Source organism: Chitinophaga sp. 05T412, from assembly GCF_056396465.1.
Window position 1 is genome coordinate 182,914 of record NZ_JBFTLN010000010.1, and the last position, 25,519, is coordinate 208,432.

Below are 25,519 nucleotides of genomic sequence, written 5' to 3' on the forward strand. Positions count from 1 at the left end.
TCTAATCAACCGCCGTTACGCTGGCGGGAGTAAATAAGATAAAAGACAAAGGACGTCGCAAAATCTGCGACGTCCTTTGTCTTTTAAGTATGTCAGCTTTCTGATTTGAGTTACATAGTGATATCCAGCATATGTTTGCCCTGATAGCTAATATTGATTTTTTTAGCGATGCCTTTGGCCTTACCATTCATAGTACCCGAGAATGACACTATCACAGAATCGTTTACATTCACATTGCTGTTACTGAATTTCTCAAAATCAGGTTCTACTATAACCGGCACGGTGAACATGGCATGGGCAGGTACCGTCATCACAGTATCTATTTTCACATGCCCCAGATAGAACGAGTCTACCTTCAGATCCAGTTCTCCGCCGGTAAAGGTGAAACCATAGTCGTTGGCATTGTAGTATACTCCCTCTACACGCAGCCCCAGTCTCTCAGGCGCAATGCTGACGAGTTTAACAKGCAGCTTACGTGGCAACCGTGCTTCCGGGGTTTTGAAAAACGTACAGGATGGCAGTGCTATGGCGGCAGCCAGTGCGAGACAAGACATTTTAAATTGGTGAACTTTCATACACTTATTTGATAATGGCTGATGATTGATGACAATATTGCTGTACTATAGACAAACAGAAGGTCAAAAAGGGTGAAGCGGGAATAGTATTAATGAGCATTATTTAAAGTCACAGCCTTCATTTCGCCATTTTGTAGTTTGGTGAGGCCCGTAACATGTTGTTGCGCATCAAGGTTAAAAATAATAACAGCATCCAAATCCTTCGCAAAAAAACGATGTGCTTCATAAGGCACCAATTCCTTTTTATCGTTCCCCACCTGCCCATAGAGGCGACCATCTTCCAGCTTTACCTCAAAAACAGGCCCAGGATTAAATTGATACTTGCCTGTATAAACCCGTAGCTGTTTCGAAGATACCGGCATCCTCCTGAAGGCCCGTACCCGGTCATGGTTAGCAGTGCCGCCTACCGGGAGGCCTGTACCTTCCTCTATAAAGCTGATCACCTGTTGTTGTGGGTTCCGTTTAAAACGGAGATTGGTAAGACTCCCATCAATACGGAATAAGTCGTTTCCCAGAGGGATCAGCCGGGCCTTTAAAGCGCCTGGCGTATAGTACATTAAATCCTCATCCTGACAGACCACTGTTTTCTTTGTTCCATCTTCCAGCAAATAGGTGTGCTGATAGGCGGAGCGCTCATTTTCCGTGAGATGGATTTCCGTATAGTCGTACGGTTTATGCAGCAAAATAGCCAGCATCCGGGAGGTCAGGATGTCGGGATCAGGGGCATTCTCCCGGTTTACCAGCATAGCGGCGAATAGTTTTTCATCCGGCAGATACACCACATAGGTGACAAATCCGTTGACGATGCCGGTATGTTTAATACTGTGGCTGCCCTGTACATTTCCGATGGCCCATCCATAGCCATAGCCGGTTAACGTGCCATTGGGAAGCCTGCAGGAACTAAATGCTTTTTCCAGGATAGGGGAAGTCACCACCTTTCCGTTCATCAGGGCCAGATACCATTTTAGCAGGTCATCTGCATCAGATAACAGGGCTCCGGCGGCATAAGGTAATGTCATGCTGAGGAAGCCGACATTTTCGTAATGGTGGTCAGTATATTTATAACCGGGTATTCTTTGGGAGATGATGCTGGCGGTGTTGTCATAAAATGAGTGGGTCATGCCCAGGGGTTGAAAGAAAGTGTCGTTCACATAGGCGGCATAGGATTTCCGGGTGATCTGCGCTATGATATAGCCCAGCAGCACATATCCTGAGTTGCTGTAACGAAAGGTAGTACCGGGTTCAAAGTCCAGTGGTTCGTTCCTGAAAAGCCCCACTAATTCCTGCGGCGATAGATCCTGTCGTTGCTGTTCCCTTGTGAACCTGCTCAAACCCGTATAGTTCTTTACACCTGCCGTGTGTGCGAGTAGTTGTTCAATATGGATGTCGGCGCCGCGGGGATAGTCCGGGATAAATTTGCTGACGGGATCATGCAACGATAATTTGCCTTCCTGTGCAAGCCTGAGAATAGCGCAGGCCGTAAACTGTTTGGTAACAGAACCGAGACGAAACACATGATCCATTTGCATGTCCACATTTAGCTCCAGGTTGGCCTTGCCCAATGCTCTCCGGTAAATAACCTCCTGGTCGCGGGCAATGAGTACCACGGCGCCAGGCTCATTCGGCGGAAAAGCAGCAGTGAGTAAGGAGTCAAATAATGTGGTGTTATCTTGTCCATCAGCTGTTTCTGGTAAGCAAAGCGTTAGGAGCAGGCATAGGAAGCCCGTAAATGAAATTTTCATTTATGTGATTTTTGGGTGAAATGAAAGCAGGGGAGACGTTATTCAGCTACATCTTCTTCTTTGTTAGAAGAACGTTTCAACAGCGCATACGACAGCAGTAAGCCCAGGCCGGTGAACAGAAATATAAAAAAGATGCTACCCAGCATGAATGGGATCAACGGATCAGGTCTGATGATAATGCCTGCTACCATGCCCAGTGCAATACAGATACTTACTATTCCCAGGGTTAATAACAGGGGCGTAAAGTTGGAACTCCCTTTAAAAAAATCTGCCGGCAGGCCTTTTTCAATAAGGGCCATTCTTTCTTTATGACGGGTAGTAAAGTAATAATAACTAACGCCAAAAATGGCCAGTGATAAGGCGATGAAGAAGGCTGCGGAGGTGGCTTGCATGATGTCTGATATTTTGTAATCGGAAGTAAGACCTGCAAAAAAGGAATGTGGTCACATTTTGTGACCGGTTTCTGAAAAAATAGTCTAAGTTAGAATTACCAGCCAGGCAAAGCCCAACAGCAAATGTTATTTAATCGCAAACACAACGGGGACGACTACTATTTACAACAGGCCATTCAGGGTAACCGGAAAGGGTTTGAATACCTCGTGAGCACCTATAAGGACCTGGCATACACCATTGCCAGAAATATAGTGATGAATAACGAGGATGCGGAAGAAGTGGTACAGGATGCCTTTGTAAAGGCGTTTAGTGCATTGGGCGATTTCCGGAAAGCGGCAAAGTTTTCTACCTGGCTATACCGTATTGTATACAATACCGCTGTTACAAAAGTGCATACCCGCAAAATAGGTACGTTGCCGCTGGAAGACGTGCCAGCGGAAACAGCAGGTGCCGGAACTTTGGTGCAGGCAGATCGTCAACGTTATATCACACTGGCGCTTCGCCAATTAACAGAAGAAGAACGTGTGGTGATAACACTCTACTATCTGGGAGAAAAAGATATTACAGAAATTGCCGGGATACTGGCGTTGAAAAAATCGGCAGTGAAGATGCGGTTGCTAAGGGGCCGGAAAAGTATGAAAACGGCATTAGAATTACTATTACCTAAAGAAGTGAATGATTTGCTATGAGTATACGTAAAAAAGTAAACACAGATCCGTTGGCTCCGGTGATGGCAGAAAAGGGACTGGATAACTGTCCGGAGGGATTGTCTGCCAGGTTAACGGAAATGACTATACGGAGCTATAAACGAAATTATAAAACCATATACCGCAAGGAAGAATGGCCCGGTAAAATCATCCTCGCCATATTGGTATTGCTCAATGGCTGGATACTATATATGCTGCCACCTGTTCCGGTATCGCCACTGCTGGTAGCAGGCATCATGGCTTTTGCACTTGCGGCAATAGTCCTGGTCAGGTTCAACAAAAACATACCATAACGGAGGCGATGCGGTTATAAAATGATGTCGCAACAACCATCGGATATTTAGAGGCGTTAGAGAGATGTTAACTTTTGTAGTCACCACCCGAATACAAATCTTATTCCCTATCTTCCAGATAAAATATCATATCTTTTTATGGCAAACACCCCCGGTAACAGCAAGTACAAGCATCACCAGGTGCAGTACATTGAATTTCTTTCCGAAGACATTAACCGCGCAAAGGAATTTTACACCAATAGCTTTGGCTGGAAATTCGTAGACTACGGTCCCGACTATACGGCGTTTGGAGGCGACTATGTAGATGGTGGCTTCATGAAAGGAAAACCAGTGAAAGGCTCCATTTTAGTGGTGCTTTATTCCGACGATCTGGAAGCTACTAAAGAAAAGGTAGTAGCAGCAGGAGGTACTATTGTGAAAGATGTTTTCACTTTCCCCGGTGGTAAACGGTTTCAATTCGCCGACCCCGACGGCTATGAACTGGCCGTTTGGACAGAAGAATAAATAGCAAAGGTGTCACGTAAAGCGTGACACCTTTGCTATTTATGTTGAAAGATAATAACCGCTTAAGCTTTTGCATTTCTGAACAAATACCACAGTTTTATCTTCAACGCCAGCCAGCCTAGTACCGCATAAATAATCAGCAATATGCTCAGATGCCGGAGATAAGGGTACGTTAGTTCCACAGAACCTTTCTGTATCAGCAAAATCTTAAAAGCCTGCAGGAAAGGAGTCAGCGGAATAATGTTCGCCAGGAACTGCACAAAAACGGGCATCGCACTGAGGGGCCATGTAAAGCCACTGATAATGAATGCCGGCGAGGCAATCACCATCAGTACCTGTGTAGCCTTCAGCGCATCGGGCAGCAGGATGCTCACAAATACCCCCATAAAAGATACGGAACCCACAAAAACCGCTGTCAGCCATATGAAGTTCAAAATCCCCTGCGGCAGCGGCACATTGAAAAAGATGTGCATCCCATAATAAATACATACAATGAGAATAGAGAAGAGCCATATAGGAATGACCTTAATCAGCATAATCGGAAATGCCCAACGCCGCATACCAACATATTCAGTAGTGAAGGACCCACGCTGAAACTCCGCCGCAAAGCTGATCGCCATGGCCAGCAGTATTACCTGCTGGAGTACTACCGCCAGCATGGCCGGCCACATAAATATCAGGTAGTTGCTGGTGGTATTGAAAAGCGTGATGTAATTCGTTTTAAACGGCTCATATTGCGTGGCAGCTCTCACAGCAGGCATTCCCATCTTCTGTAATCCTTTAATCGAAACACCGGCAGAAAAAGTACCAATAGTGAGTTGTAAGGCCTTGGAGGCAAAGTTGGCGGTCAATACATTACTGGTGTTGACGTATACATTTACTTCCGGGTATCTTTTCTGGAATACTTCGGCCTCAAACCGGGAAGGAATCATCACTACAGCGGCCGCTTCTTTTCTAATCACTTCATCATTGATATTACCCGGCTCCTGCAGTGTTTTAAGTATTTTAATACTTTTATTGTCGCCCAACATTTCCACCAGCTGGTTCGATAGTGGCGTATTATCCTTGTCTATAACGATAACGGGTATATTTTCTACTTTCCCGCTTTGATATACAAATCCGATGAGCGTGGCATATAGCACCGGCGCCAGGAAAAAGACGGTACGCAGGGTGGAATTACCCAGAAACATTTTAAACTCTCGTTTCAACAATCGGAAAAATTCTTTCATACCTGATTATTTCAGTATAACACTTKCGTTTACCAGTACATCTTTGACCTTGCCAGGATCTTTGGGTTGTACTTTGATCTCATAAATGGCATCCTGTGGCTGGTAATCAGGGAAGGCGGTACTGATATCGGCATAGCGATTCAGTTGTTTGATATAAATGATATTGCCATCCAGCACTTCGTGGTTATAAAGCACCTCCATCTTTACGTCCTGGTCTTTTTTATAGGCGGCAATCTTACTTTCCGGGATAGTGAACCGGAACCAGGTACTGCCAGGAATGTAACCGTTGAACAAGGCAAAACCGGCGGTCGCCAGTTCACCGGGATTGAGGCTAATGGTTTCTATTTCCATATCGTTGGTAGCAATCACGTATCGTTCTGAGTAAGCCACATTGGCTTCCTGTAAAGCGCCCCGGGCTTGTGATGCCTGACCGGCAGCCATGTTCACCTTCTCTACGCGGGTACCTTTCTTTACATCATCCAGTTCGGCTACTACCGCATCGTACTGGGCTTTGGCGCCTTGCAGTTTGGCGTAAATTTCATCGTATGCCTGTGGCGACATCAGGCTGTCGTTGAACATATTACTGGCCCGCGTGAATGATTTTTGTGCGAAATCATATTGTTCTTTCAGGCCTTTGTATTTGGCCTGCAACTGTTTCATCTGGTCAGCGGTGGCGCCATTGCGAGCCATCTGTTCCTGCGCGGTGGCAGCGCTTACAGCCCCCTGTGCTTGCGCTATTTTAGCGGAAACCTCCGGTACATCCAGTAGGGCAAGGGTATCGCCTTTCTTTACTGTCTGGCCTTCTTTTGCGTAGATATTCAAAATCCGGCCGGTTACCTTCGGGGCAAAAGATACCAGGTCTTTTTTTGCCTTTCCTTCAAAGCGGTCGGCCTTTTGTTTTTTGGAAGAACAGCTGGCCAGTGCCAGTGAACAGCTGATGAATATGCAGGTAGTTACTTTCATCTTATTGTAATTAATTTAAGTAATGGGTGCAGGTACCCCTGCCTCAATACAGTTTGTTAATGTCCAGCTCCTGGGTAGATCGCATCACTTCAATAGCAGCCCTGCGCTGGTTAAAGATCGCATTCTGGTATTCCAGCTCGGCCGATTCAAGATCGTTCTCAGCAGCAATCAGTTCAGTAGATTTAGACACGCCATACCTGAACTCTTTTTCGGCTTGTACCAGCGCGTTTCTGGCCAACTCTTTCTCTTTCTGCTTGAGCGCAATCTGCGCATTGGCAATATCATAGTTGGACTGGTTGTTGGCCTGGTTCAGGGTAAGCTTCCGCAACGCGTCGTATTTCTGATTTTGCAGCAGCTCCTGGTCAATTCGGGCGGTTTCAATGGCATGTTTACCCTCTCTGCCATCAAAGATTTCCCATTTAAAACCTACGCCCGCTGTCAGCAATGGGAATATATTCAGATTAGTAGGCCGCCAGTCCAGCTTACGGCCAGGATAGCCGATAGCAGGAATCGGAGGGATGATATTATCAGACGACTTAATCCTGGTGCCATACAAGCCGATATAATAAGTAGAAGCCTGCAGTTGCACTTTAGGAATCCACCAGGTTTGTTCGGCTTTTATTTTATATCCGGAGGCACTAATGCCATGCTCCAGCGCCCGGATTTCAGCCCGTTGTTCGATGGTTTTCTGTGCAGTAGGAATTACTACAGCAGTTAATACCGGCTCAATGAGGCGTAGCCGCTCCTTGGAGATATCCGTCAGCACTTCCAGCTGGGTAAGCAGCAATTCTTTTTTCCCTTCATATTCGGCTACTTTGGCATCAAGCGTTGCCTGTGCCAGTTCTATTTTTTTATGGTCATATGGAGTGATCAGCCCATATCCCAATGCTTTGTCAGCCGTTTTACGATTGGCGTCCAGCCGCCTTTTGGCCTCATCCAGCACTTTTTTAGACTGGTGCACCAGGGCCAGTTGGTCATATGCCCTGGAAATAACGGCAGCTACCTCATCGGATGTTTTTTCCAGCAGGATATTTTCCGACTGCCTCTTTTCTTCCAGCGCTTTATTGAGTTGCTTAATTTTTCCACCAGCGTACAACAGCATTTTGGCATCGGCCTTGGCAATACCGGAAAACCCGGATACATTGATATTGTTGTTGTATTTCCCCTCCGGGATGGTCAGAAACGGTTGCAGGTTCAGTTCCGGAGAAATAACGCGTGCAGTGGCATTGAGGTAACCCGCCATGCCACCAACTTCCAGCGTAGGCAGATAGGCATCTTTCAGCTTGTGCTGATCCAATACAGTGAGTTTGTTTTTGGTAAGCTGGGCTTTGAGATCTGCATCCCGCACCATGGCGCTGTCCAGCAACTCTTTGAAACCGGGCGCCGTTTGTGCATCGGCGTAGTGATAAAATAACAGCGAAAGAAGTAGGAAGAACAGTTTGCTTTTCATTGATAAATACGTTTAGTCACAGTTGATGGCCATATACCAGGTACTTCGAAGTATAACACATAAAGTAATCCAATGGTTGATTTTTTCCTCTTATATATAGAAATTATATTTTATGAAGGAGACCGATGACAGCGTAAGCGGGGGCGGAACAGCAGTACATGTAGGCTTTTTTGTGCAGTAACGTGCATGGTACAACGGAATGGTGAAAATTCAAGATAGGGAAATTATCTCAACTTATCGGGTAATCCCCTCACTATCTGCCGCTGTTATTCGGCGCACCTTTGTATCGTAATCCTAAACAAAACTTTAAAATCTTACAAAATGAAAAATCAATCAAATACCCCCGCAGTAAAAAACATAGTATTGGTACATGGCGCCTTCGCAGATGGTTCAGGCTACAAAGGTGTATATGAAACCCTTACCCAACAAGGGTATAAGGTAACCGTTGTTCAAAATCCGCTGACTTCCCTGAAAGACGATGTAACGGCTACGCAGGTGGCATTGGATGCACAGGATGGTCCGGCAATTCTGGCAGGACACTCCTGGGGCGGCGCTGTAATCACAGAAGCAGGTAACCATCCGAATGTAGCAGGCCTCGTATATATCGCCGCCTTCCAGCCGGATAATAGCGAAACAGCGCTGCAATGGTTCCAGACGGCTCAACCAGCACCGGAAAATGGCGTATTACCTCCGAATGAAAAAGGCATTGTTTATTATGACGAAGCAAAATACCACGCAGGCTTTTGCGGGGATCTGACGAAAGAAGATGCCGCTTTCATGTATGCTTCCCAAGGTGCATTTTATGGCGAATGCTTTGTTACCCCGATTACCTCCGCTGCCTGGAGAAACAAACCTACTTATGGTATCGTAGCTACAGAAGACAAAAGCATCCATCCCGATATTCAACGTAACATGTACAAACGCTCAGATACCGTGGTAACAGAAATACAGGGTAGCCACGCGGTATATGTGTCACAGCCAGAGAAAGTGGCCGCCGTTATTGCGCGGGCAGCCACCGAACTGTCTAACAAATAATTATTGTCCGCTTTGTCAGGGCCCCATTTATCAGTGATGGTATATGGGGCCTTCGGCTGTTTACCCCTGTTGTATGGTAAAAGATCAGATAGTGCGACCAATGTTGTAAATTACCATGCACTAAATCTACCCTATGAATCTCAAACTAAAGGCGGAAAGCACAGGTGGGGAATTGTTACTGTTCAAAGGTGAAGCAGGTTTCGACAGGATGGTGTTTTCCAAAGACCGGTTCAACAAATATTTTACGATTGTATGGAACCCCGGAGAAAGTCAAACGGTCACCATAGATGGAACAGCCCATGAATTCCCAGCTAATTCACTATTAACACTATTATTTAACCAGTCTTTCAGTTTCGAAAATGCAGAGAAGCTCATCGCCTGGCAGTTTAACCGGGAATTCTATTGCATTATAGACCACGATAGCGAAGTCAGTTGTGTGGGATTCCTGTTCAGCAGTACAGATCACATGTTCGTAAAGCTGAATGAGCAGTCGCAGCAGAAGCTGGAGTTGCTATCGCACATTTTTATAGAGGAGTTCAGAACATCCGATCACATTCAGAATGAAATGCTGTTGGTGTTGTTGAAGCGACTGATCATCTATGTAACCCAGTTGGCAAAGGCAGGCTATGTACCCACCAAAAAACTGCAGCAGGACGAACGATTCCACATCATTCGAAAATTTAACCTGCTGGTAGAAGCCAACTTTAAGTCAGAACATTCCGTTAGCTTTTACGCCGGACTGCTTTGTAAATCGCCCAAAACATTATCCAATCTTTTTGCTATCTATCATCAAAAAACGCCTTCGCAGATTATCCAGGACCGCATCACGGTGGAGGCTAAACGACTTTTATATTATACAGATAAATCCATCAAGCACATCACATTTGAACTTGGATTTGAAGATGTATCCTACTTCTCTAACTTCTTCAAAAAAAATACAGGAATAGCCCCTTCGGATTTCAGAAATACGCCGGGAGAAAATAAAAAAGGGAAATAGTTACAATTAACCGGGTAATGTGCTCACTACCGCAGCCTGCTTTTCATCGCACCTTTGTATTGTTGATTCAAACAAAAAACCTCAACAACAATAAATATGAAAAAGCAAACATTACGCTCCGCATTAAGAAATGGCATCATCGCCATCATCGCTGTTCTTTTTGGCATGACTGCTCATGCGCAAACTGTAAAAAATGTAGTATTAGTACATGGCGCCTTCGCTGATGGTTCAGGCTACAAAGGCGTTTATGAAGCGCTGACCAAACAAGGATACCATGTAACAATTGTTCAGAATCCGCTAACTTCCCTGGAAGATGATGTAGCTGCCACCAAACTGATATTGGATGCACAGGATGGTCCTGTAATCCTGGCTGGCCACTCCTGGGGCGGTGCGGTGATTACCCAGGCCGGCAATCATCCAAAAGTAGCCGGATTGGTATATATCGCCGCCTTCCAGCCAGATAATAATGAAACGGCTTTACAATGGTTCCAGACGATGCCCCCAGCACCTGAGAACGGTGTATTGCCTGCTAATGATCAAGGAATCGTTTATTATGATCAAGCTAAATTCCATGCAGGCTTTTGCGGGGATGTGAGTAAAGAAGAAGCAGCATTTATGTATGCCTCCCAGGGTTCTTTTTATGGCAAATGTTTCGTTACCCCGATTACAGATGCCGCCTGGAGACACAAACCCACCTATGGTATCGTAGCTACAGAAGATAAAAGTATTCAACCCGATATTCAACGTAAGATGTATAAACGCGCTAATACTAAAATTACCGAGATCAAGGGCAGCCATGCTGTTTATATCTCACAACCACAAAAGGTAGCAGCAGTGATTCTGCAGGCTGCAAAAGAGGTAGCGGGTAAGTAAGGGAGATATTTATTCAAGCGCATACAGCAGAAAATCGGGAGCCATCCCGATTTTTTCTTGTTTATAAGAGGTGCGTTTTCCCCGGCATTTCGTCAACAAAGCTATTGGTCATGTAACATATATTAATAGACAGCAGGCCATATATTTTCTTTGATATAATTATCCAGTTTATTTTGATCAATAACCTTCTGAAGTTTATTCATTGCCTTATTTTTAGTCAAACCGAGGCCTTTCTGATAAACTCTGGAAATGGCGATGAGCCCGGCTTTGATAGGTGCAATGTGATCCTGGTAGGATTTGTTGACAATACAATAACTGGCATATCTCGCCATATAAATGACGGTAAGATGCGGATTGTTGTCTACCAGTTTAAAGAGATAATCGGACACGGGGACATTCACGGTAGGAGAACCAGATACCCACGTGAAAATAAACCGGCCGGCCTCGCGTCGTACTTCTTTTTGTTTGTCAAGATCCGTTTCTTCCAGCCAGTCGGCCACTTCTGTGACCAGCTGTTCATATTTTGCGTAGTCTTCTTTTACTCGCAGTTCAGAGTCACCTGGAAGATGAGGCAGCTGTTGGGCCTTTACAGACGAAATACTGATAGCAAGCAGTACTACCATGAAAGCAGTCAATATAGGTTTCGGCAACAACATGATAGGGATATTTTATAACCAATATAATATTTAATTTTTAGTTTTTGTGAGAATACCCCACGCTATTTATCATGCCTGAAGTAAAAAACGTAGCTTCGCTTTTTTCAGATAAGCAGCAATCATCATGTCTGATAATATTACTTATTGTTATCCCACAGCTTCTGTACTTCATCGCATAGGGCCTGCTCCCCAATTACAGCTGGCAGGCTACAATGAAATAGAGAAGTTACAGTCGCCGGAGTTTTTTCACGGAAGTCTGGAGCAATCCTATATTACTGCCCGTTGCCTGATTACTTTGTCCAATGTGGTGAAGGCCAATTTTACGCTGACGCCGGCGCAGGCATCTTTATTGAAAGACCCGATCGTCACCGCTGGTGCGGACAAACTACGCTTTGAAGGGTTTTCACATTGTGCTGGTGTATACGCCCGGGTGGATGTGTTACCTGGTGGCCATAGTGGGTCATTTCCTGCCAGCGGCACTGTAAACGTAGACTTTAACCAGCCCATGATCAATGCCCTGGGAGGTATTGGAAGAAGCGACCGCTTACAGCTATCGGTAGGTGCGAAAGAAATCAGTGTGCAAAGTACGCCGGCAGCAAAAATCGTGGAGCGGAAGGTGCCGCTGCCGGTAAAGTGGATCAAGGGATTGACAACGGTACAACTGTTCCTGTCGGCCGCCAACGCTACCCACCGGTTCAATAAAGTACAGTTGTTGCAATTATTCCAAAGCATTCCCGGTGGAAATGTGAAGGCAGATTATTACCTGGTGCAGCAGGGCAACAGGCCCCTGTTTAGCCCCGCAAAAGCCGTAAATGCCATTTGTATAGGCGGTATACACCGGCTTAAATTGCTGGAACCCTTGCTGCCACTGGCAGATGAACTGCAGGTATTTGCGCATCCCGATATGCAAAGTACTACCTGGCAGCTATATTTTGGAAGTGTGCGATTCAGTCTTACCCTGTCCCGCGAAGCCTGGAGAGGCTTTTCTGGTGAAGGCGCCGCATTGGAATCGCTGATAGCAACCGTACCGGATGAACTGGTAACGGCACTTGATAAATATGGGTATGTGAACCAGGAATTTAACGCCACCCTGCTGGCGGTAAAAGAACAAATTAATTTTGAGCAGATCGACCAGCTCACCGGCCGCCTCGCCGCCATGGGGCTGTTGGGATACGACCTGGATGAATACAGCTACTTCTACCGGCGGTTACCCTTTAAACTCAGCCGCATCCTAAGCCTTAATCCCCGCATGAAAGACGCGCTGCAACTGCTGGAAGATGATAAAGTAGTCATTGTATCCGCCACAGCAAACAAAGTGGAAGCACGTGTAGCCGGTACCGGTATCACGCACACGGTTATACTGGAAGATGATCACGCACGTTGTACCTGCACCTGGTATGCTAAAAACCAGGGCCAGCGGGGATCATGTAAACATATACTGGCAGTGAAAAAGAAAGCAGACCAACATTTTTAATTATTTTAATCCATCTGTAATGACCCATTCGGAAGTACTGCAGCAAATGCTTGAGAAAGAACAGGAACAGGAAATTATTCCGTTCCTGCAACAGCTTTCTGCAACAGAAAGAAAAGCACTGGCCCCCACCATTAAGCAACTGGCCAGCTACTATGGAGAAGTGATTCAAATAAGACAAGATGTATATAGCAGCAGGACGACGGTGACGCAGTGGAATATACTGGCGGCAGCTGCCTTTGCGTGTTGCGACAAAGCCGTGATGGAGTCCAACTCTTTTGTTGCCCCTATTATAGGGAACGGAATGTTGGATAAAATAGCCGTCTGGTACATGCCGCCCTGGTTTGATTCATTGATGGCAGAACTGGCGGAGAAAGAGCGGTTGCCTTATCAGCTGTCTTATGAAAGAATGATGGAGATGGCTACGCAAAAATGGCTCACCCTCACCGTACCCATGATCGTKACCCGCCTTCTGCGGGCTATTTTCCCCGGAGAAAAGAATATCCGTCTGGATACCACTATCCTGTCTAAATATCCCATCACATTATCTGAGCACATCTGGTATTTATTTGAATACCCTTCTAATATTCATTTCAGTGATCGTTGGATCAACGTCACAGAAACCGTGAATGGGGAAGAGGAACCCAACTGGCGCGGCGTGTTTAAGCGCCTCGCAGCAGAAGGCGCCCTCGATAGGATGCGGCTGCTGGAATCCTGCTTAAAGGCGGCTAACCGCAATTTTAATAAGCTGCTCGTAGGCTGGATGATGGATTTATTGATAAGCCTGCAGCCAACTAAATCGGAGCTGCTGACATTGCAGCCAATATTATTTCAGGTACTGGACTCCCCGCAAAGCAAGGCCGTAGGAACTGCATTGAATTTGCTTAAAACATTGCTATCGGAGCCCACCTTCGACTATAATGCCCTGGTCGGCTACCTGCCGCAATTGGCGGGCACCGGCAAAAAAGTTATTCTGGTGGGAACCATTCAGATGATGGATAAACTTTGTAAAAAGCATCCGGCAGCTGTTTCCCCGATATGTCAGGGCTTATGCCAGGTCTTTGTTGTAAAAGACGAAGAAGTACAAACGAAAGCCGCGAAGCTGATTGTTGAATATGCTGCAGATATCGACACGGCGCTAAAAGAGCAGTTAGGGCTGTTTAAAGACAGCATGCTGTCCGGAACGCAGAAATTGCTGCAGCCATTTTTAGATGCAACAGCAACAATAGCCGTCATGCCCGCAACGGAAGAAATTTCCTTGTTGCCGTTGATAGGCCCGCATAACCAGATCCCGGAAATATCCGGGCCCGAAGAACTGGTATTCCTCGCCAGCCAGGCTTTTGAGGGCCATGAAAGCTATCATATTGATCAGCTGCCTGCCGTATTAATTGCCTTGCAGGATGTCATCACCACCGACGTCTTGTTACAACTTGATCCTGCTTTTCAACGTGCCTTCGCTATCTTGAAACAGCTGCCTTCCACGGCCGGTTTCTTCGATCAGATGCTGGCTGTCTTCTTTTTGAACTACGGCAAAAGTATGGCCGACACCCGTCCTGACTATGCGGAACAACTGAATATTATTAAACACGCCAAACACTGGTGGAGAAATCGTGCAGACATTCCCGTATTGAGCAATTGGAAATCTCATGCTGAGGAGGCTGGAATTTTCCATCTTTACAAAAAGCTACTAATACTGGCAGGAGAGAAGCTAACGGAGAAGGATACACTACCGTTGTTATCTACGCTTACCCATACTCCTGCGTGGCTGGACCCGGTGGTGCTGATACAACGCTTACAGCTATACGTAGCAGCGGGAGCAACGCCTCATGAATTAGATCTGCAGGTAGCTATTGCCCGTTGTGCCCTGGAAGATGCCAGTGTGGCTAAATCTCTGGTGGCCACTATGCCGGCAGGAGAGTATCAGCGGTTGTTGGAGTTTCTGTTGTATGCCGATGCATTACCCCAGGGCCCCTTTGCGACACCTTCCGCCTGGATGCAAGCCGGCATTACAAAAGCACCGTTAACAGCCTACGAGGCCTTCGCTGGCTTTTCGTATAACCGCTTACCGTTGGTACTTTTGACGGGCCAATACCCCTGGCAAGCGCGACGCCGTCCTTATGAAGCCTACGGAGCGTATAACCGGGAAACGCACACATATGACCGCTACTGGTCGGAAGAAACGGTGATGGAAATCAGTTTCCCGGATACAAATGGACAACTGCTGAAAGGCCCCGCGCCACTGATACAGGAGTATCTTAATGCAGTAGGCCAGCATTTCTATATGTCTACACCAGATATACAACGACTCCTACTGCTCACGCCCAATAATTCCGCCGTATTGCTGGCCAGAGTAGCGAAAACCTGTCATACTTATTCCCTGCGATATGAAGTGGCAGAAACATCGATGGTATTGGGCGCCATACAAGCCATACATGAACTGGAAACGCCTCCCAATGAAATCACCAGCCTGTTTGTGGCCTGCTGTATGTTGCATGCCGAGAAAACTGTCAGAGCATTTGCAGCCGCGTATTGGAGCAGCCGGGTGCCGCATCGGATCAACAGCACACAACTGGGGCACATCATCGGGCAGCTGGAAAGCATTGAATGGGCGCCGGTAAAACGCTTCTGCGACCTGATGGCGGGCAGCATGCTACAGATAAGTGCTCAACACAATGAAGCGCTGGAGTCCATGCTGACGGCTGTTCTGGCCTGCTTCGGACCAACGCCGGTAAAGGACCTGAAGAAATTACTGGAGATGTATAGCGAGGTGTTGTCAGTGAATAACAGCAGTATTCAGCATCCGCATATTATTCAGATGTTAGGGGAGTGGAAGGGGAATAGTACACTGAAAAAGATCGCGATCCGGTTAGAGGGAATGGTGAAAGTGTGATAAAACTGACAAGGAGAGTAGCTTCAACAAGCAGCTGGTTGGTGGAGCTACTTATTTTGATTTTGCTTTTACTCCTGCACCACTGTAACCGGCGCCACAGCCGCCTTTGCAGCTTCCTTCTCTTTCTCCTCCTTTTCTACCAGCCACTTAGTCAATTTATACTTCGGCAGCAGCTGTTGCAATTTTTTGCTGAACCATTTGGACACAATTTCAAACACAATGAACCCAATTACAATGGTAATCGCCCATTCCAGGTTGCTATAGGTATGTTTATCGATAACGGTTTTACGGGCGGTCAGTCCCCATAAGTTTTTGATACTGCGGGTAGTGAAGTAATGAGATACCAGCCGGCTGGACATCATGGCCACCACAAAGCCTAAAAAGTTGCCTACATAGTTACTGTATACGTATTCCAGGAATTTTCTGATCAGCTTAATTTTCATGTATAGGGTCTTTATGCGCTAAGCTAATATCTAATGCGGAGAAATACCAGTTATCACCCAAAAAATAACCAAGCAAACTTTTTTTTAAAAAAAATCTCCAAACGTGTCCAATTCGGATTAAGTCGATACTTATTGTAGTGTAATCAGTCATTCAACATCAGATAAAAACATAACACCATGAATACCATTACCACTTCAGTAAACACTTCCCGTATCCGTATGGCCGCTTTCTGGCTCACCACCGGTATCATTGCACTTGAAACCGGCGTAGGCGCTATCTGGGACCTGCAAAAAATAACTTTTGTCCGTACTGTATTTGTACAATTGGGTTTTCCGGAATACGTGCTGACTATCATGGGTATCTGGAAATTGTTAGGGGTATTGCTCCTGTTAATACCAGGCTTTCCCCGGCTGAAAGAATGGGTATATGCCGGGCTGTTTTTTGTATACACCACTGCCTTTGCTTCCCACCTGGTAGTAGGTGATCCATCCGCTGCAATAGGGCCTTTTATTTTCGCGGGCATTACCTTGGCGTCCTGGGCGCTGCGTCCAGCCAGCCGCCGCGATTTTGCACCGGTATTTAGCAACTTTAACAGTTCCTGGCGCACTACCACACTGTATTGGATTGCCACCGCATTAATCGTATTCCAACTGGGTACAGGTGGTATCGGAGATATTCTTCGTCCTGCTACCCTGGTAGAGGGCATGACTCACCTCGGCTATCCGGTTTATTTCTGCGTAATACTGGGTATCTGGAAAGTAGCTGGGGCTATTGCGATCGTGGTTCCCCGTTATCCGCGACTGAAAGAATGGGCATATGCAGGCGCTTTCTTTGACTTAACAGGTGCGGCCGCCTCTCACGGATTCACCAGCGATCCTGCTGCCAAATTCATCGTGCCTTTGATTTTTGCGGCCATCGCGTTGGTGTCCTGGGCGTTGCGTCCCGCTTCCCGCCGGGAGTTGGCATAAAAAATAAGTAACCACTGTAATACCCGGCCTTACGGTCGGGTATTTTTATTTATCTGAAGAGAATATACACGCTTAATGCCATCTCTGTAACGGCCGTGATATCGTTCCACCGGAAATGGTTGTTGCGGGCGGAAGAGCGGATGCCGGTACTATATTCACGGGCATAATCATGATAGGTATAATCATGTTGCTGCGCCGGGCGAATGTTGGAAGATGATCCATTACCCATAAAATGGAGTGGTGCTTTATTAATAAGCGGAGCGGAGCGCGACAAAGTATCTTTCTTTACCAGCGGATATGGCTTGCTTTGGGCAGAAACCAGTCCGGCTGCAGTCATGCTTAATATGATCATTAAACCCGTTAGTAGCGGGCGTTTGAATAAATCGTTGTGCCTCATACAATCATCAAAGTGCTTTTGGGAGTCACTTTCTAATAGGACGCACGTCATTTACCACTTCCCCTATGCGGTCAGAAAAAATCAGTATTAGTCTTTATGAAAGGAAGTAATCAGCGCATCAATGTCCTGGTCCGGTGTGTTGCGAAGTACTTTTTCCTGTTGCCTGACTTCCTTTTTAAACGCGCTGAGCACCGATTTCAGCGCGTGCTCCCCATAAAGTGATTGTATCATGTCATCAATATGCTGGTGTTTTTTTGCCAGACGAATTTGTTCGTGTTTAGCTGCGGTAGCCGCCAATATTTGGATGAGCTGCTTTTTTTCTTCCTCTTGTATATCGTGGTACAGCAGGTAGGAAACTTTATAGAGATAATAACCTATTTGTACCATCAGGGCTTTGCCCTTCTCCGTAAGACTTACTAACCTGGCGCGTTTATCTGCCGGGTCTTCCTTTTCTGCAATCAGTCCTTTCTTTTTCATGCGATTGAGGATATCGATGCCGGTAGATTGCTCCATATGACTCAGACTGATCGCATCTGATTTTTTAGGCGCCTTTTTCATATGGATCACGTTTAATAAATAAAACCATTCCAGTTCTATGTCCGGGATCTCTTTAATCGCCATCCGGGCGTAAGTGGTATGCAGCTGGCTGGCTTGCCCCACCAGGCCGGCCAGTACGCCATTGGCATGGTGCCCCGGAATAGCTGCCGCAGGAGCCTCCGTCGGATTTTTTTGGAGGTATTGCTGGCAGAAATCCGCCACAGTGGGGGCGGTGGTTTGCGCTGTGTATTGGTCCCAGGCGGTAATTAAGGCGACTAATGGCTTCATTATATAAAACGGTTTCGTTGTATTTTAATATCGGTTTMGTTGTTTGTTTGACGAAAATGTTCTTTATTTGCAAATATAAACAACGAAACCGTTCAATAAAATTTGCTCCATGAATCATCTTGTACTGGAAGAATTATTTAACGACACTACAGCAACAGACCTTGCAGCAGGACGGGAAGCCATTAGTTATCTGGAACTGCTGATCGAAAAACACACCACCAAACGTCTGGAAGCCTCAGCCTACGATGAGTTATTTACCGGCCGGCCGGCACTATTGCCGCTGCTGCTAACGCCACAGGACCTCACCAACATTAAGTATTTCCTCTTTTACCTGCTGATGAACTACCCCGACAGATCTGCCGCCGCTGCCAGATGCCTGGTAAAATGTTATGATAAAACGATGTTGGAAGGCGCCTGTCGGGCTATTGATGCCTACTGGCAACAATGTGATGAAACCACCTGTTATCTCACAGATGTGATCACTCACAGCGGCTCGTTTGAAGAATTTGGAGACCGCGTACTTCCCCTGTTTAGAAAGCTCAAAGCTGAAGGCTTGCCGGAAACCAGGAAAGTAATGGCAGCGAAGTTTGCGTACTACAAAAAGTTCTATGGCCTTACGGAGTAGTAGAGGGGCGCAAGGAAAAAAATTAAAAAGGAAATATCTTCCAAAGCATGAATGTGCCTATGGCAGGAACTTTTCATGATAAAATTACGCTGTAAAACCAAACCTGTTCACCGTAACTTGCGTGCCATAATTCTAACCGTTACCTATATACGAACCTGAAACCTATGAAAAAGATTCTCCTGGGTATGACCGCCCTCGCTATTTTTATGAGTAGCTGTACAAAAAATGATAAATCTGATCCCATTATTGTTGATCCGCCGATGTCTGCATGGTATATTACCGGCGTGATAGGCACTGAGGTGGATGGCAATAGCGGCGCCATCTCTGTGGTGAAAGATAGTATGGTGATCTCCTACAATGCTGATAAAACTTTTAGCAGTTTGGAAGAAATAGAAGGAACATATTACCAATTGATCAAACTGGTATATGACCAACTGAAAGTAAGTAAAGTAACCTCGCAAAGTTCCAAAGCAGGAGACGCTAAAACCAGGTATGAGGTTCGTTATGCAGGCGATAACATCGTACGCATATTCGAGCCTGGTAAAGCCGATGTACAATATGATTCCTTGGTATACGACAACAATAAACTGGTAAAGGTGGTACATGTAGAAGCTGACAAGCGTAGCAACCGGCAGTTCGAATATACCTGGACAAATAATAACGTTACGGAAGAAAAGGAATATCGCCCGGATCAAACTACCGGCGAATTCAAGTTAAGCTTTGTCAGAAAATATGCTTACAACAACGCACCTAATCTGCTGAAACCATTGTCTAATTATGGGCTGATGGGCGGAGACGCTCCCAATGTGCTGACATTTTCAGCCAATGAAGTGGTGAGCCGTACTGTAACAATGCCTGATGGCAGTGTAATGGATACCTACACCTGGAGCCGGTCTGTTAGCGAGAACAAACTCACACTTACAGATACCCTGAGGAAAAATAATAAGATTACCTATATTCAGCGTTACACGCATAAAATGCTCTAAAATAAATAAGAAAGCGGCTCAAATGAGCCGCTTTTTTTATCACTTTTCGTAGGGCCGTCAAAGTTAGCGAGTCAAAAATATTATGCTGAAAAACGCCCGTTTGATATTATTTTCAGTGAAAAGTAATCAACATGGTGTTGCGAATTTGGTTATACGCGTGTCTGCTGCTGTTGTCACTGCCGGCGCTCTCTCAGCAAAAGCCCCGGCTAACGGTTACCTGGAGCCCCAATGTGGAAACTTACTATATTCTGGAAAGAATAGCAGTAGAGCGACTGGGAAATTACGGATACATCAACCGCGAAACCAGCAATGCACATCAGCCCATGGTGAAGGCCGCATTCGAGGTATTTAAATCCTATAAAGATTCCGCCATCGGTATTAAAGCCGCCGCATTACTTGATACCTTACGCAAGCGGCACAGGTTCAACGATTATATACTGGAGGTGCTGATGTATACCCGGCCTTTCCCGGATACAGGCTTTCGCTATTCGCTCAGCGGTATGAAACAAAGCCCGGAAAATGATACGCTTTTATCACTCCTGAAACCCTTTCTGCACGATATGCAGCAGTTTTATGTAAAGGCACATGTAGGTGAATTTTTGCAACGCCACCGYCGCTTTTATGAAGGTGCTGTGAAAGAAGTTAAGAAGGATATTCCCCCCGGCATTGATGGATACATGGAACGGTACTATGGTGAAATCGTTCCTTCTTTCACGGTACTGGTGAATCCAACTATGCCCATCGCACCAGTGGAAGGCKATTTCCGGGGTGTAGGTCCCAGCGTGGGGACCCCTAAAGGAAAGCTGGCTTTCATGGTCATGAGTACAAGCGTTATGCTGCCAGTACAATCCCGGCTGGAAGACTACCAGCACTTTGGCTTCGATAATCCTGAACACACCAGATTTTTAGCTGTGCATGAATTCGGTCATTCTTTCGTGAATCCCCATGTCACACCTTACCTAAGTACCATCGCGAAATACAGTCATCTGTTTACAGACTCGCTGCAAAACGTAATGCATCTACAGGACATCTATAGCTGGGAAACCTGCGTAATTGAACACCTGGTGAGGCTCGGGGAAATCCGCATTGCGGAGTATATGAAAGATACCAGGAAAGCGAATGCCCTGCGACAACTACATATCGGCGCCTACCACTTTGTTTTTATGCCTGCCCTCGAAGAAAAAATAAAAGTATACGAACATAACCGTCAGCGTTACCCTAACTTCAGCGCCTTCCTGCCCGAACTGCTCAGCGTCTTTGAAACGTTTACTCCTGCACAGGTAGATGAAGCCTTAAAAGCAGGTTATAAGCCACAATAACTATATTCAAATTAATTCATTGCACCAGTGCGGTCGAGCGCCTGGAGGCTGTTCAGTGCTCCACAATAGCAGTGATAAAAGCTACTTTTGATAGATAAATGTTAACCTCATGAACAGAATAGACCGACTCACGGGCCTACTCACCGTATTGCAATCCGGGAAAGTTATGTCAGCCGGAAAATTGGCCGGAAAATTTGATATCAGCCTGCGCACCATTTACAGAGATGTCAACACCCTTCAGAAAGTAGGCATTCCCATTAACACCGCAAATAATCAGGGATATAGTATGCCGGCAGAATACGCACTGCCACCGCTGTCGTTCAGTAGTGAAGAAGCCAATGCGCTGTTACTACTGCAAACCCTGGCCAGTCGCATCACAGACCGCCGGGCCGCCAAAAGCAGCACAGGCGCCCTCCAAAAAATCAAAACGGTGTTAGCTACTTACGATCATCCGGCGACGATAACGGCCCCAACAATCGCCGCTGCTGCCGTATCCCGCGAACAATCTGAACATGCCTGGCTCATTGCCATCCAACAGGGAATCGCCCGCAAATGCTGCCTTAAAATCGGCTATACGGATACAAAAGGGAATTATACGGATCGGGAAATTGAACCAGTAGGGCTCATATTCTATACCAATCAATGGCACCTGGTAGCCTGGTGTGATCTGCGCCTGGGTTATCGCAATTTTAAAGTACCGATGATTAACTCCCTCGCCAATACCAGTACGCCTTTTACCAAACAGCATCAATTCAAAATAGAAGATTATATAAAGTTGTTTTAGCTTTTAGCAGTTAGCAAAATGCAGCGGAGATAATGTTATGTTGGTCTTCGCTGCATTTTGCTAACTGCTAAAAGCTAGTGGCTAAAAGCTAGTGCAAACTAATCACCCTCGACATCTTCCACTGATCGCCTTCCTGCTTCCACAGCGTAATAAATTTACTGGCCCTGGAAGGCGTGCCTACTGGCTCCCACTTATTATGAAAGCGGTGATAGCCGATTTCCAGCGCGCCATAATTTGGAATAGCATATACTTCAACGCTGCCTGGTACCAGCTCCCGGGTCACTCTACCGCAGATGTTCTTTCTCGTATTGGCAATGACTTCTGCTTTGGAACTACAAAGCCCCGTCCGGTCGTGGTAAAACTCAATGGTATCTGCCAGCATCGTTGCCATGCGTTGAAGGTTGCAGGTATTGTAGGTGTCGAAATAAAGGCTGTCCATCTGCACAATAGTAGCGTACAAGGGCTCCCTTGAGGGAATATAGGGCGCCGGTACATAGCGCTGTCCCGGATCATCAAAATGCGTTTTCACCAGGAAATCGGTTTCCTGAGTCATTTTCCAGCCGCTCTTGGTTTTCTTCCAGTTGCGCGTGAATTTGGAAATCTCTACTAAATGCTCCGGCTGATTTTTAAGCGTCAGGTATAAACGCTGTACGCCTGTTTGCACGGCGTCGTTTTCTCCTATGGCAAAGGTTTGTAAACTGCCTTTTTCAATCTCCCGGCGCATCCGGTTTTCCCGATTGGCGCAAAATCGCTCTACGTTCCCAATGAATTTACTGCCGCTTTGGTCCGTGGTGAACCCATCATAGCCATTGTCATGGAAAAAGGTGAAATCAGCTGACAGGACTTGCTGCAGGTCGGCCACCTTGCAAGTGTTAAAGGCAATGTCAAACAGGAGACTATCTTTCGCTGCCAGTTCCCGGTACAATTTGTCTGTGCTCTTGACGCTTTGGGCACGTGCCGGCATACCCGCCACCAGCCATAAAATGAACAGAAATAGAAGGCGACAACTTTTCATGATGGTCGGAGTTTGCAATGTGAATATGCGTTTTGTGTATTGCAAAGATATATGTTTTTAATAGTAGTATGCAATGCATATTACTTATTTTTTTTAACTTGAAAAATTGACATCATTTATATCATCCTGATAATAATTCCTGCTTTTTGCGTTATCTTTAATAACCTTACGATGAACCMTGGAGCTATTAGTTGTATTTGTTGTATGCATTACAGACGTTTTTAAAACCCTCATCAAACCGTTGCTATGAAGCGCCATCTTAGATGTTCAGTGACTATTGTTACTGTATTACTGACGACGGCTATCGTCCGTCAATCCTATGCTCAGAAAGCTTTCCTGAAGCTGTCTGCCGCAACCGACAGTACTTACGGTTACGCTAGTACGAATCCAATCAAACTTAAAAATGGGAATGTAGAAAGAAGCATCCTCGAAGAAATGAATTATTTGTCAGGCCTCACCACTGCAGGTAAGGAGCATTTGATGCTCGTAAAACGCAGCACTGTTTTAAGCCCCGGTTACGAACCGCCGTTGTTAAAAGACCACTTCAGCACCCGTTCAGGACTGCTGGATAAATATGTTTTTCTAACAGCCAACACCAATGACACCATCACACTCTTCATCGATATTCATAACAGAGGAGATGTGATGCTCCCCGTAGGACTTACTTACGAGCTGCCGTAAAAGAGCGTAAAGCACAAAGCTATTGTAGCGAATGATTAGCGCGGGTATTAAATTATCTTCCGCTTATATCATTCGCTACAATAGCTTTGTGCTTTACGCTTTTAGCCTTATGCTTACTCCACCGGAGCCAGATAAGTGGTAGAAGCATATCCTTCTACACCGCCATCTGTGCGGATAAGCCACCACTGATCGCTTTGCTTGCTCATCAGGGATACAATTTCGTTATGTGCTGCTTTGCCGACAATAGGTTGATCTGTGCCCGGACCCTTACGGATATTAAGGTTGGTAGCATCCGTAGTCACCTTCAGTTTAGCACCTGCTACCGCAGTCGCTACATTGATATTCATCACTACATCACCGGTGAGAAAGTTAGGGTCAATCTTTCCGTAGATATCCCATAACTTGTCTTTTACATCACCGCTGGGAGCTTCCCCATCTATATGCAGTACACCATCCTGTTCATTTACCTGCAGGCCACTGACACCAGCAGCATTCGCCGCGTCAATCAGCTCCTTGTATTTGTCCTGTAATGCCATGATTGTTGTATTTAGAGTGGAAGAAGATTATTTAATTTTCAAACCGGAAGCGTCAACTTTCTTTGGTTTCAATCCGTCTAATGCCATTTTCAGTTTTTTCCAACGATCTGCTTTAGACTCACCGGTAATAGTAATCACACCGTCTTTAACATCAGCAGTGATACCAGGGAAATCTTTTACAATACCGTCTACCGCTGTTTTCATCGTTGCATCTGCGTTATTGGCAACAGGAGCCGGAGTAGGTGGAGCAGGAGGGGTTACCGTAACATTGTTTACAACGCTCTTTACACCTTGCGCAACTTTCGCCGTATTTTCTGCGGCATCTTTGTCGGCTTCAGAGGCAACAGTACCAGTAAGGGTCACTACGCCATCTTTAACGTCAGCAGTAATGCCGGGAGTGGATTGCAGTGCAGCAACTACCGTGGCTTTGATGTCTGCATCTTTCGGCTTCCCTTTACAGGAAATCATAAATAACAGTCCCATAGAAAGGACTACTGCTGTCAGTTGTTTCAGTTTCATAGTAATACCGAGGTTTAATGATGAAATAATACCGTTTAAGTTAAGTATCTTTTTTCATCTGGCAATAATACCGCAGTATGTTGTTTATTTTTTAATGAATACCAACCGGGCATGTCGCTTAATCGGTACGCTGCTGACGATAGGAGGTAGGTTGAGCTCCATGGTAATCGTGATAAGATGATGATCTCCAACAGTGGCCAGATTCCATGTTTCCAGCTTCTGCCGTTGACTATTCATAATGAGCAGCTGATTCGCCTTTTTATTGAATTCCCAGATAATAGCTACCGTTTCAGTAGAAAGCGTTATTGGCACAGTAGGTACTTGCGGAGTATATACGCTACCGATAGGCATTCCCGGTTGCCACCTGGACAACAGATCTGTAGAAATAGGAAAATTAGTGGGCATTACCACCCGCTTGTAAGTACCGGTATGATTGCTCCTCAATTCATAACTGAAATTACCAGCCTTACGCACGCTATCTGTAGGAATGGCAGGCCATTCATTGCCATGTTGAAATTGTATCGTGGATTGCCAGGAACCCACTAATGATCCGTCTTCTGCCTTATTATTGTCCTTTTTACAGGATACCGCAAATGCTACCACAACAGCGAATAGGGATAATTTTTTTATCATAACCTTACT

The 25,519-nt window shown here is 45.9% G+C and carries 28 protein-coding genes; 14 read left to right on the forward strand and 14 right to left on the reverse strand.

From position 1 onward, the window contains the following. Window positions 1-110: 110 nt before the first annotated feature. The 3 genes from AC1DFM_RS22275 to AC1DFM_RS22285 form a co-directional block, all read right to left on the reverse strand. A complete protein-coding gene (locus AC1DFM_RS22275) occupies window positions 111-575 on the reverse strand; it encodes a hypothetical protein (RefSeq protein WP_477078965.1) in 465 nt (154 codons plus the stop codon). Between the two features lie 89 nt (window positions 576-664). Further along, window positions 665-2,317, reverse strand: a complete 1,653-nt coding sequence (locus tag AC1DFM_RS22280) for a serine hydrolase (protein WP_477078966.1) — start codon at window positions 2,315-2,317, stop codon at window positions 665-667. Window positions 2,318-2,355: 38 nt separating this feature from the next. Next, the gene (locus AC1DFM_RS22285) at window positions 2,356-2,709 is read right to left on the reverse strand and encodes a DUF6249 domain-containing protein (RefSeq protein ID WP_477078967.1); all 354 of its coding nucleotides are present in this window, start codon (window positions 2,707-2,709) and stop codon (window positions 2,356-2,358) included. 123 nt (window positions 2,710-2,832) lie between these two features. Between AC1DFM_RS22285 and AC1DFM_RS22290 the strand changes: the two genes are divergently transcribed. The 3 genes from AC1DFM_RS22290 (at window position 2,833) to AC1DFM_RS22300 (ending at window position 4,214) form a co-directional block, all read left to right on the forward strand. Then, a complete protein-coding gene (locus tag AC1DFM_RS22290) occupies window positions 2,833-3,399 on the forward strand; it encodes an RNA polymerase sigma factor (protein WP_477078968.1) in 567 nt (188 codons plus the stop codon). Continuing rightward, window positions 3,396-3,710, forward strand: coding sequence for a hypothetical protein (locus AC1DFM_RS22295; protein ID WP_477078969.1), 315 nt, complete (start codon window positions 3,396-3,398; stop codon window positions 3,708-3,710). Before AC1DFM_RS22290 ends, AC1DFM_RS22295 begins: the two co-directional genes overlap by 4 nt. A gap of 138 nt (window positions 3,711-3,848) precedes the next feature. After that, window positions 3,849-4,214 (forward strand): VOC family protein, encoded by a 366-nt coding sequence (locus AC1DFM_RS22300; protein ID WP_477078970.1) that lies wholly within the window; start codon window positions 3,849-3,851, stop codon window positions 4,212-4,214. A gap of 62 nt (window positions 4,215-4,276) precedes the next feature. Here the strand turns inward: AC1DFM_RS22300 and AC1DFM_RS22305 are convergent, their stop codons facing one another. The 3 genes from AC1DFM_RS22305 to AC1DFM_RS22315 are packed head-to-tail and all read right to left on the reverse strand — an operon-like array spanning window position 4,277 to window position 7,856. Continuing rightward, window positions 4,277-5,443, reverse strand: a complete 1,167-nt coding sequence (locus AC1DFM_RS22305) for an ABC transporter permease (RefSeq protein WP_477078971.1) — start codon at window positions 5,441-5,443, stop codon at window positions 4,277-4,279. A gap of 6 nt (window positions 5,444-5,449) precedes the next feature. Then, window positions 5,450-6,406: an HlyD family secretion protein gene (locus tag AC1DFM_RS22310; RefSeq protein ID WP_477078972.1), complete on the reverse strand. Its 957-nt coding sequence runs from the start codon at window positions 6,404-6,406 to the stop codon at window positions 5,450-5,452. A gap of 43 nt (window positions 6,407-6,449) precedes the next feature. Further along, window positions 6,450-7,856 (reverse strand): TolC family protein, encoded by a 1,407-nt coding sequence (locus AC1DFM_RS22315; protein WP_477078973.1) that lies wholly within the window; start codon window positions 7,854-7,856, stop codon window positions 6,450-6,452. Between the two features lie 321 nt (window positions 7,857-8,177). Here AC1DFM_RS22315 and AC1DFM_RS22320 point away from each other — a divergent pair, with 321 nt between their 5' ends. The 3 genes from AC1DFM_RS22320 to AC1DFM_RS22330 all read left to right on the forward strand — a co-directional run bounded on the left by AC1DFM_RS22320 (window position 8,178) and on the right by AC1DFM_RS22330 (window position 10,761). Further along, the gene (locus AC1DFM_RS22320) at window positions 8,178-8,891 is read left to right on the forward strand and encodes an alpha/beta hydrolase (protein ID WP_477078974.1); all 714 of its coding nucleotides are present in this window, start codon (window positions 8,178-8,180) and stop codon (window positions 8,889-8,891) included. A gap of 133 nt (window positions 8,892-9,024) precedes the next feature. After that, window positions 9,025-9,888, forward strand: a complete 864-nt coding sequence (locus AC1DFM_RS22325) for a helix-turn-helix domain-containing protein (protein ID WP_477078975.1) — start codon at window positions 9,025-9,027, stop codon at window positions 9,886-9,888. Between the two features lie 96 nt (window positions 9,889-9,984). After that, window positions 9,985-10,761 (forward strand): alpha/beta hydrolase, encoded by a 777-nt coding sequence (locus tag AC1DFM_RS22330; protein ID WP_477078976.1) that lies wholly within the window; start codon window positions 9,985-9,987, stop codon window positions 10,759-10,761. A gap of 122 nt (window positions 10,762-10,883) precedes the next feature. Here the strand turns inward: AC1DFM_RS22330 and AC1DFM_RS22335 are convergent, their stop codons facing one another. Further along, window positions 10,884-11,417 (reverse strand): hypothetical protein, encoded by a 534-nt coding sequence (locus AC1DFM_RS22335; protein WP_477078977.1) that lies wholly within the window; start codon window positions 11,415-11,417, stop codon window positions 10,884-10,886. A gap of 124 nt (window positions 11,418-11,541) precedes the next feature. On the opposite strand from AC1DFM_RS22335, the gene AC1DFM_RS22340 reads away from it, so the two are divergent. Together AC1DFM_RS22340 and AC1DFM_RS22345 are read left to right on the forward strand one after the other, a co-directional pair. Further along, window positions 11,542-12,891, forward strand: coding sequence for an SWIM zinc finger family protein (locus AC1DFM_RS22340; protein ID WP_477078978.1), 1,350 nt, complete (start codon window positions 11,542-11,544; stop codon window positions 12,889-12,891). A 19-nt stretch (window positions 12,892-12,910) separates the two neighbouring features. After that, window positions 12,911-15,778, forward strand: a complete 2,868-nt coding sequence (locus AC1DFM_RS22345) for a DUF6493 family protein (RefSeq protein ID WP_477078979.1) — start codon at window positions 12,911-12,913, stop codon at window positions 15,776-15,778. A 68-nt stretch (window positions 15,779-15,846) separates the two neighbouring features. Here the strand turns inward: AC1DFM_RS22345 and AC1DFM_RS22350 are convergent, their stop codons facing one another. Continuing rightward, window positions 15,847-16,221 carry a hypothetical protein gene (locus tag AC1DFM_RS22350; RefSeq protein ID WP_477078980.1) on the reverse strand — a complete coding sequence of 125 codons (375 nt, stop codon included), beginning with the start codon at window positions 16,219-16,221 and terminating at the stop codon, window positions 15,847-15,849. Between the two features lie 177 nt (window positions 16,222-16,398). Between AC1DFM_RS22350 and AC1DFM_RS22355 the strand changes: the two genes are divergently transcribed. After that, window positions 16,399-17,190, forward strand: a complete 792-nt coding sequence (locus tag AC1DFM_RS22355; protein ID WP_477078981.1) for a DoxX family protein — start codon at window positions 16,399-16,401, stop codon at window positions 17,188-17,190. A 49-nt stretch (window positions 17,191-17,239) separates the two neighbouring features. Here AC1DFM_RS22355 and AC1DFM_RS22360 read toward each other — a convergent pair whose 3' ends face one another. Continuing rightward, complete coding sequence (locus tag AC1DFM_RS22360; protein ID WP_477078982.1) at window positions 17,240-17,542, reverse strand: hypothetical protein; 303 nt, start codon at window positions 17,540-17,542, stop codon at window positions 17,240-17,242. A 132-nt stretch (window positions 17,543-17,674) separates the two neighbouring features. Next, complete coding sequence (locus tag AC1DFM_RS22365; RefSeq protein ID WP_477078983.1) at window positions 17,675-18,412, reverse strand: MarR family winged helix-turn-helix transcriptional regulator; 738 nt, start codon at window positions 18,410-18,412, stop codon at window positions 17,675-17,677. Window positions 18,413-18,521: 109 nt separating this feature from the next. Here AC1DFM_RS22365 and AC1DFM_RS22370 point away from each other — a divergent pair, with 109 nt between their 5' ends. The 4 genes from AC1DFM_RS22370 (at window position 18,522) to AC1DFM_RS22385 (ending at window position 22,126) form a co-directional block, all read left to right on the forward strand. Then, complete coding sequence (locus tag AC1DFM_RS22370) at window positions 18,522-19,037, forward strand: hypothetical protein (protein ID WP_477078984.1); 516 nt, start codon at window positions 18,522-18,524, stop codon at window positions 19,035-19,037. Window positions 19,038-19,201: 164 nt separating this feature from the next. Next, complete coding sequence (locus AC1DFM_RS22375; protein WP_477078985.1) at window positions 19,202-20,023, forward strand: hypothetical protein; 822 nt, start codon at window positions 19,202-19,204, stop codon at window positions 20,021-20,023. Window positions 20,024-20,154: 131 nt separating this feature from the next. Next, window positions 20,155-21,342 carry a DUF4932 domain-containing protein gene (locus tag AC1DFM_RS22380; RefSeq protein ID WP_477078986.1) on the forward strand — a complete coding sequence of 396 codons (1,188 nt, stop codon included), beginning with the start codon at window positions 20,155-20,157 and terminating at the stop codon, window positions 21,340-21,342. Between the two features lie 109 nt (window positions 21,343-21,451). Beyond that, entirely contained in the window at window positions 21,452-22,126 is a 675-nt protein-coding gene (locus tag AC1DFM_RS22385; protein WP_477078987.1) for a helix-turn-helix transcriptional regulator, read from the forward strand. Between the two features lie 88 nt (window positions 22,127-22,214). On the opposite strand, the gene AC1DFM_RS22390 is transcribed toward AC1DFM_RS22385, so the two are convergent. Continuing rightward, entirely contained in the window at window positions 22,215-23,141 is a 927-nt protein-coding gene (locus AC1DFM_RS22390) for a nuclear transport factor 2 family protein (protein WP_477078988.1), read from the reverse strand. Between the two features lie 246 nt (window positions 23,142-23,387). Between AC1DFM_RS22390 and AC1DFM_RS22395 the strand changes: the two genes are divergently transcribed. Next, a complete protein-coding gene (locus tag AC1DFM_RS22395; protein ID WP_477078989.1) occupies window positions 23,388-23,822 on the forward strand; it encodes a hypothetical protein in 435 nt (144 codons plus the stop codon). 113 nt (window positions 23,823-23,935) lie between these two features. Here AC1DFM_RS22395 and AC1DFM_RS22400 read toward each other — a convergent pair whose 3' ends face one another. The 3 genes from AC1DFM_RS22400 to AC1DFM_RS22410 all read right to left on the reverse strand — a co-directional run bounded on the left by AC1DFM_RS22400 (window position 23,936) and on the right by AC1DFM_RS22410 (window position 25,510). Continuing rightward, window positions 23,936-24,358, reverse strand: coding sequence for an SH3 domain-containing protein (locus tag AC1DFM_RS22400; protein WP_477078990.1), 423 nt, complete (start codon window positions 24,356-24,358; stop codon window positions 23,936-23,938). A gap of 27 nt (window positions 24,359-24,385) precedes the next feature. Next, a complete protein-coding gene (locus AC1DFM_RS22405; RefSeq protein WP_477078991.1) occupies window positions 24,386-24,877 on the reverse strand; it encodes a BON domain-containing protein in 492 nt (163 codons plus the stop codon). An 84-nt stretch (window positions 24,878-24,961) separates the two neighbouring features. Next, window positions 24,962-25,510, reverse strand: a complete 549-nt coding sequence (locus AC1DFM_RS22410) for a hypothetical protein (protein WP_477078992.1) — start codon at window positions 25,508-25,510, stop codon at window positions 24,962-24,964. Window positions 25,511-25,519: the final 9 nt, after the last annotated feature.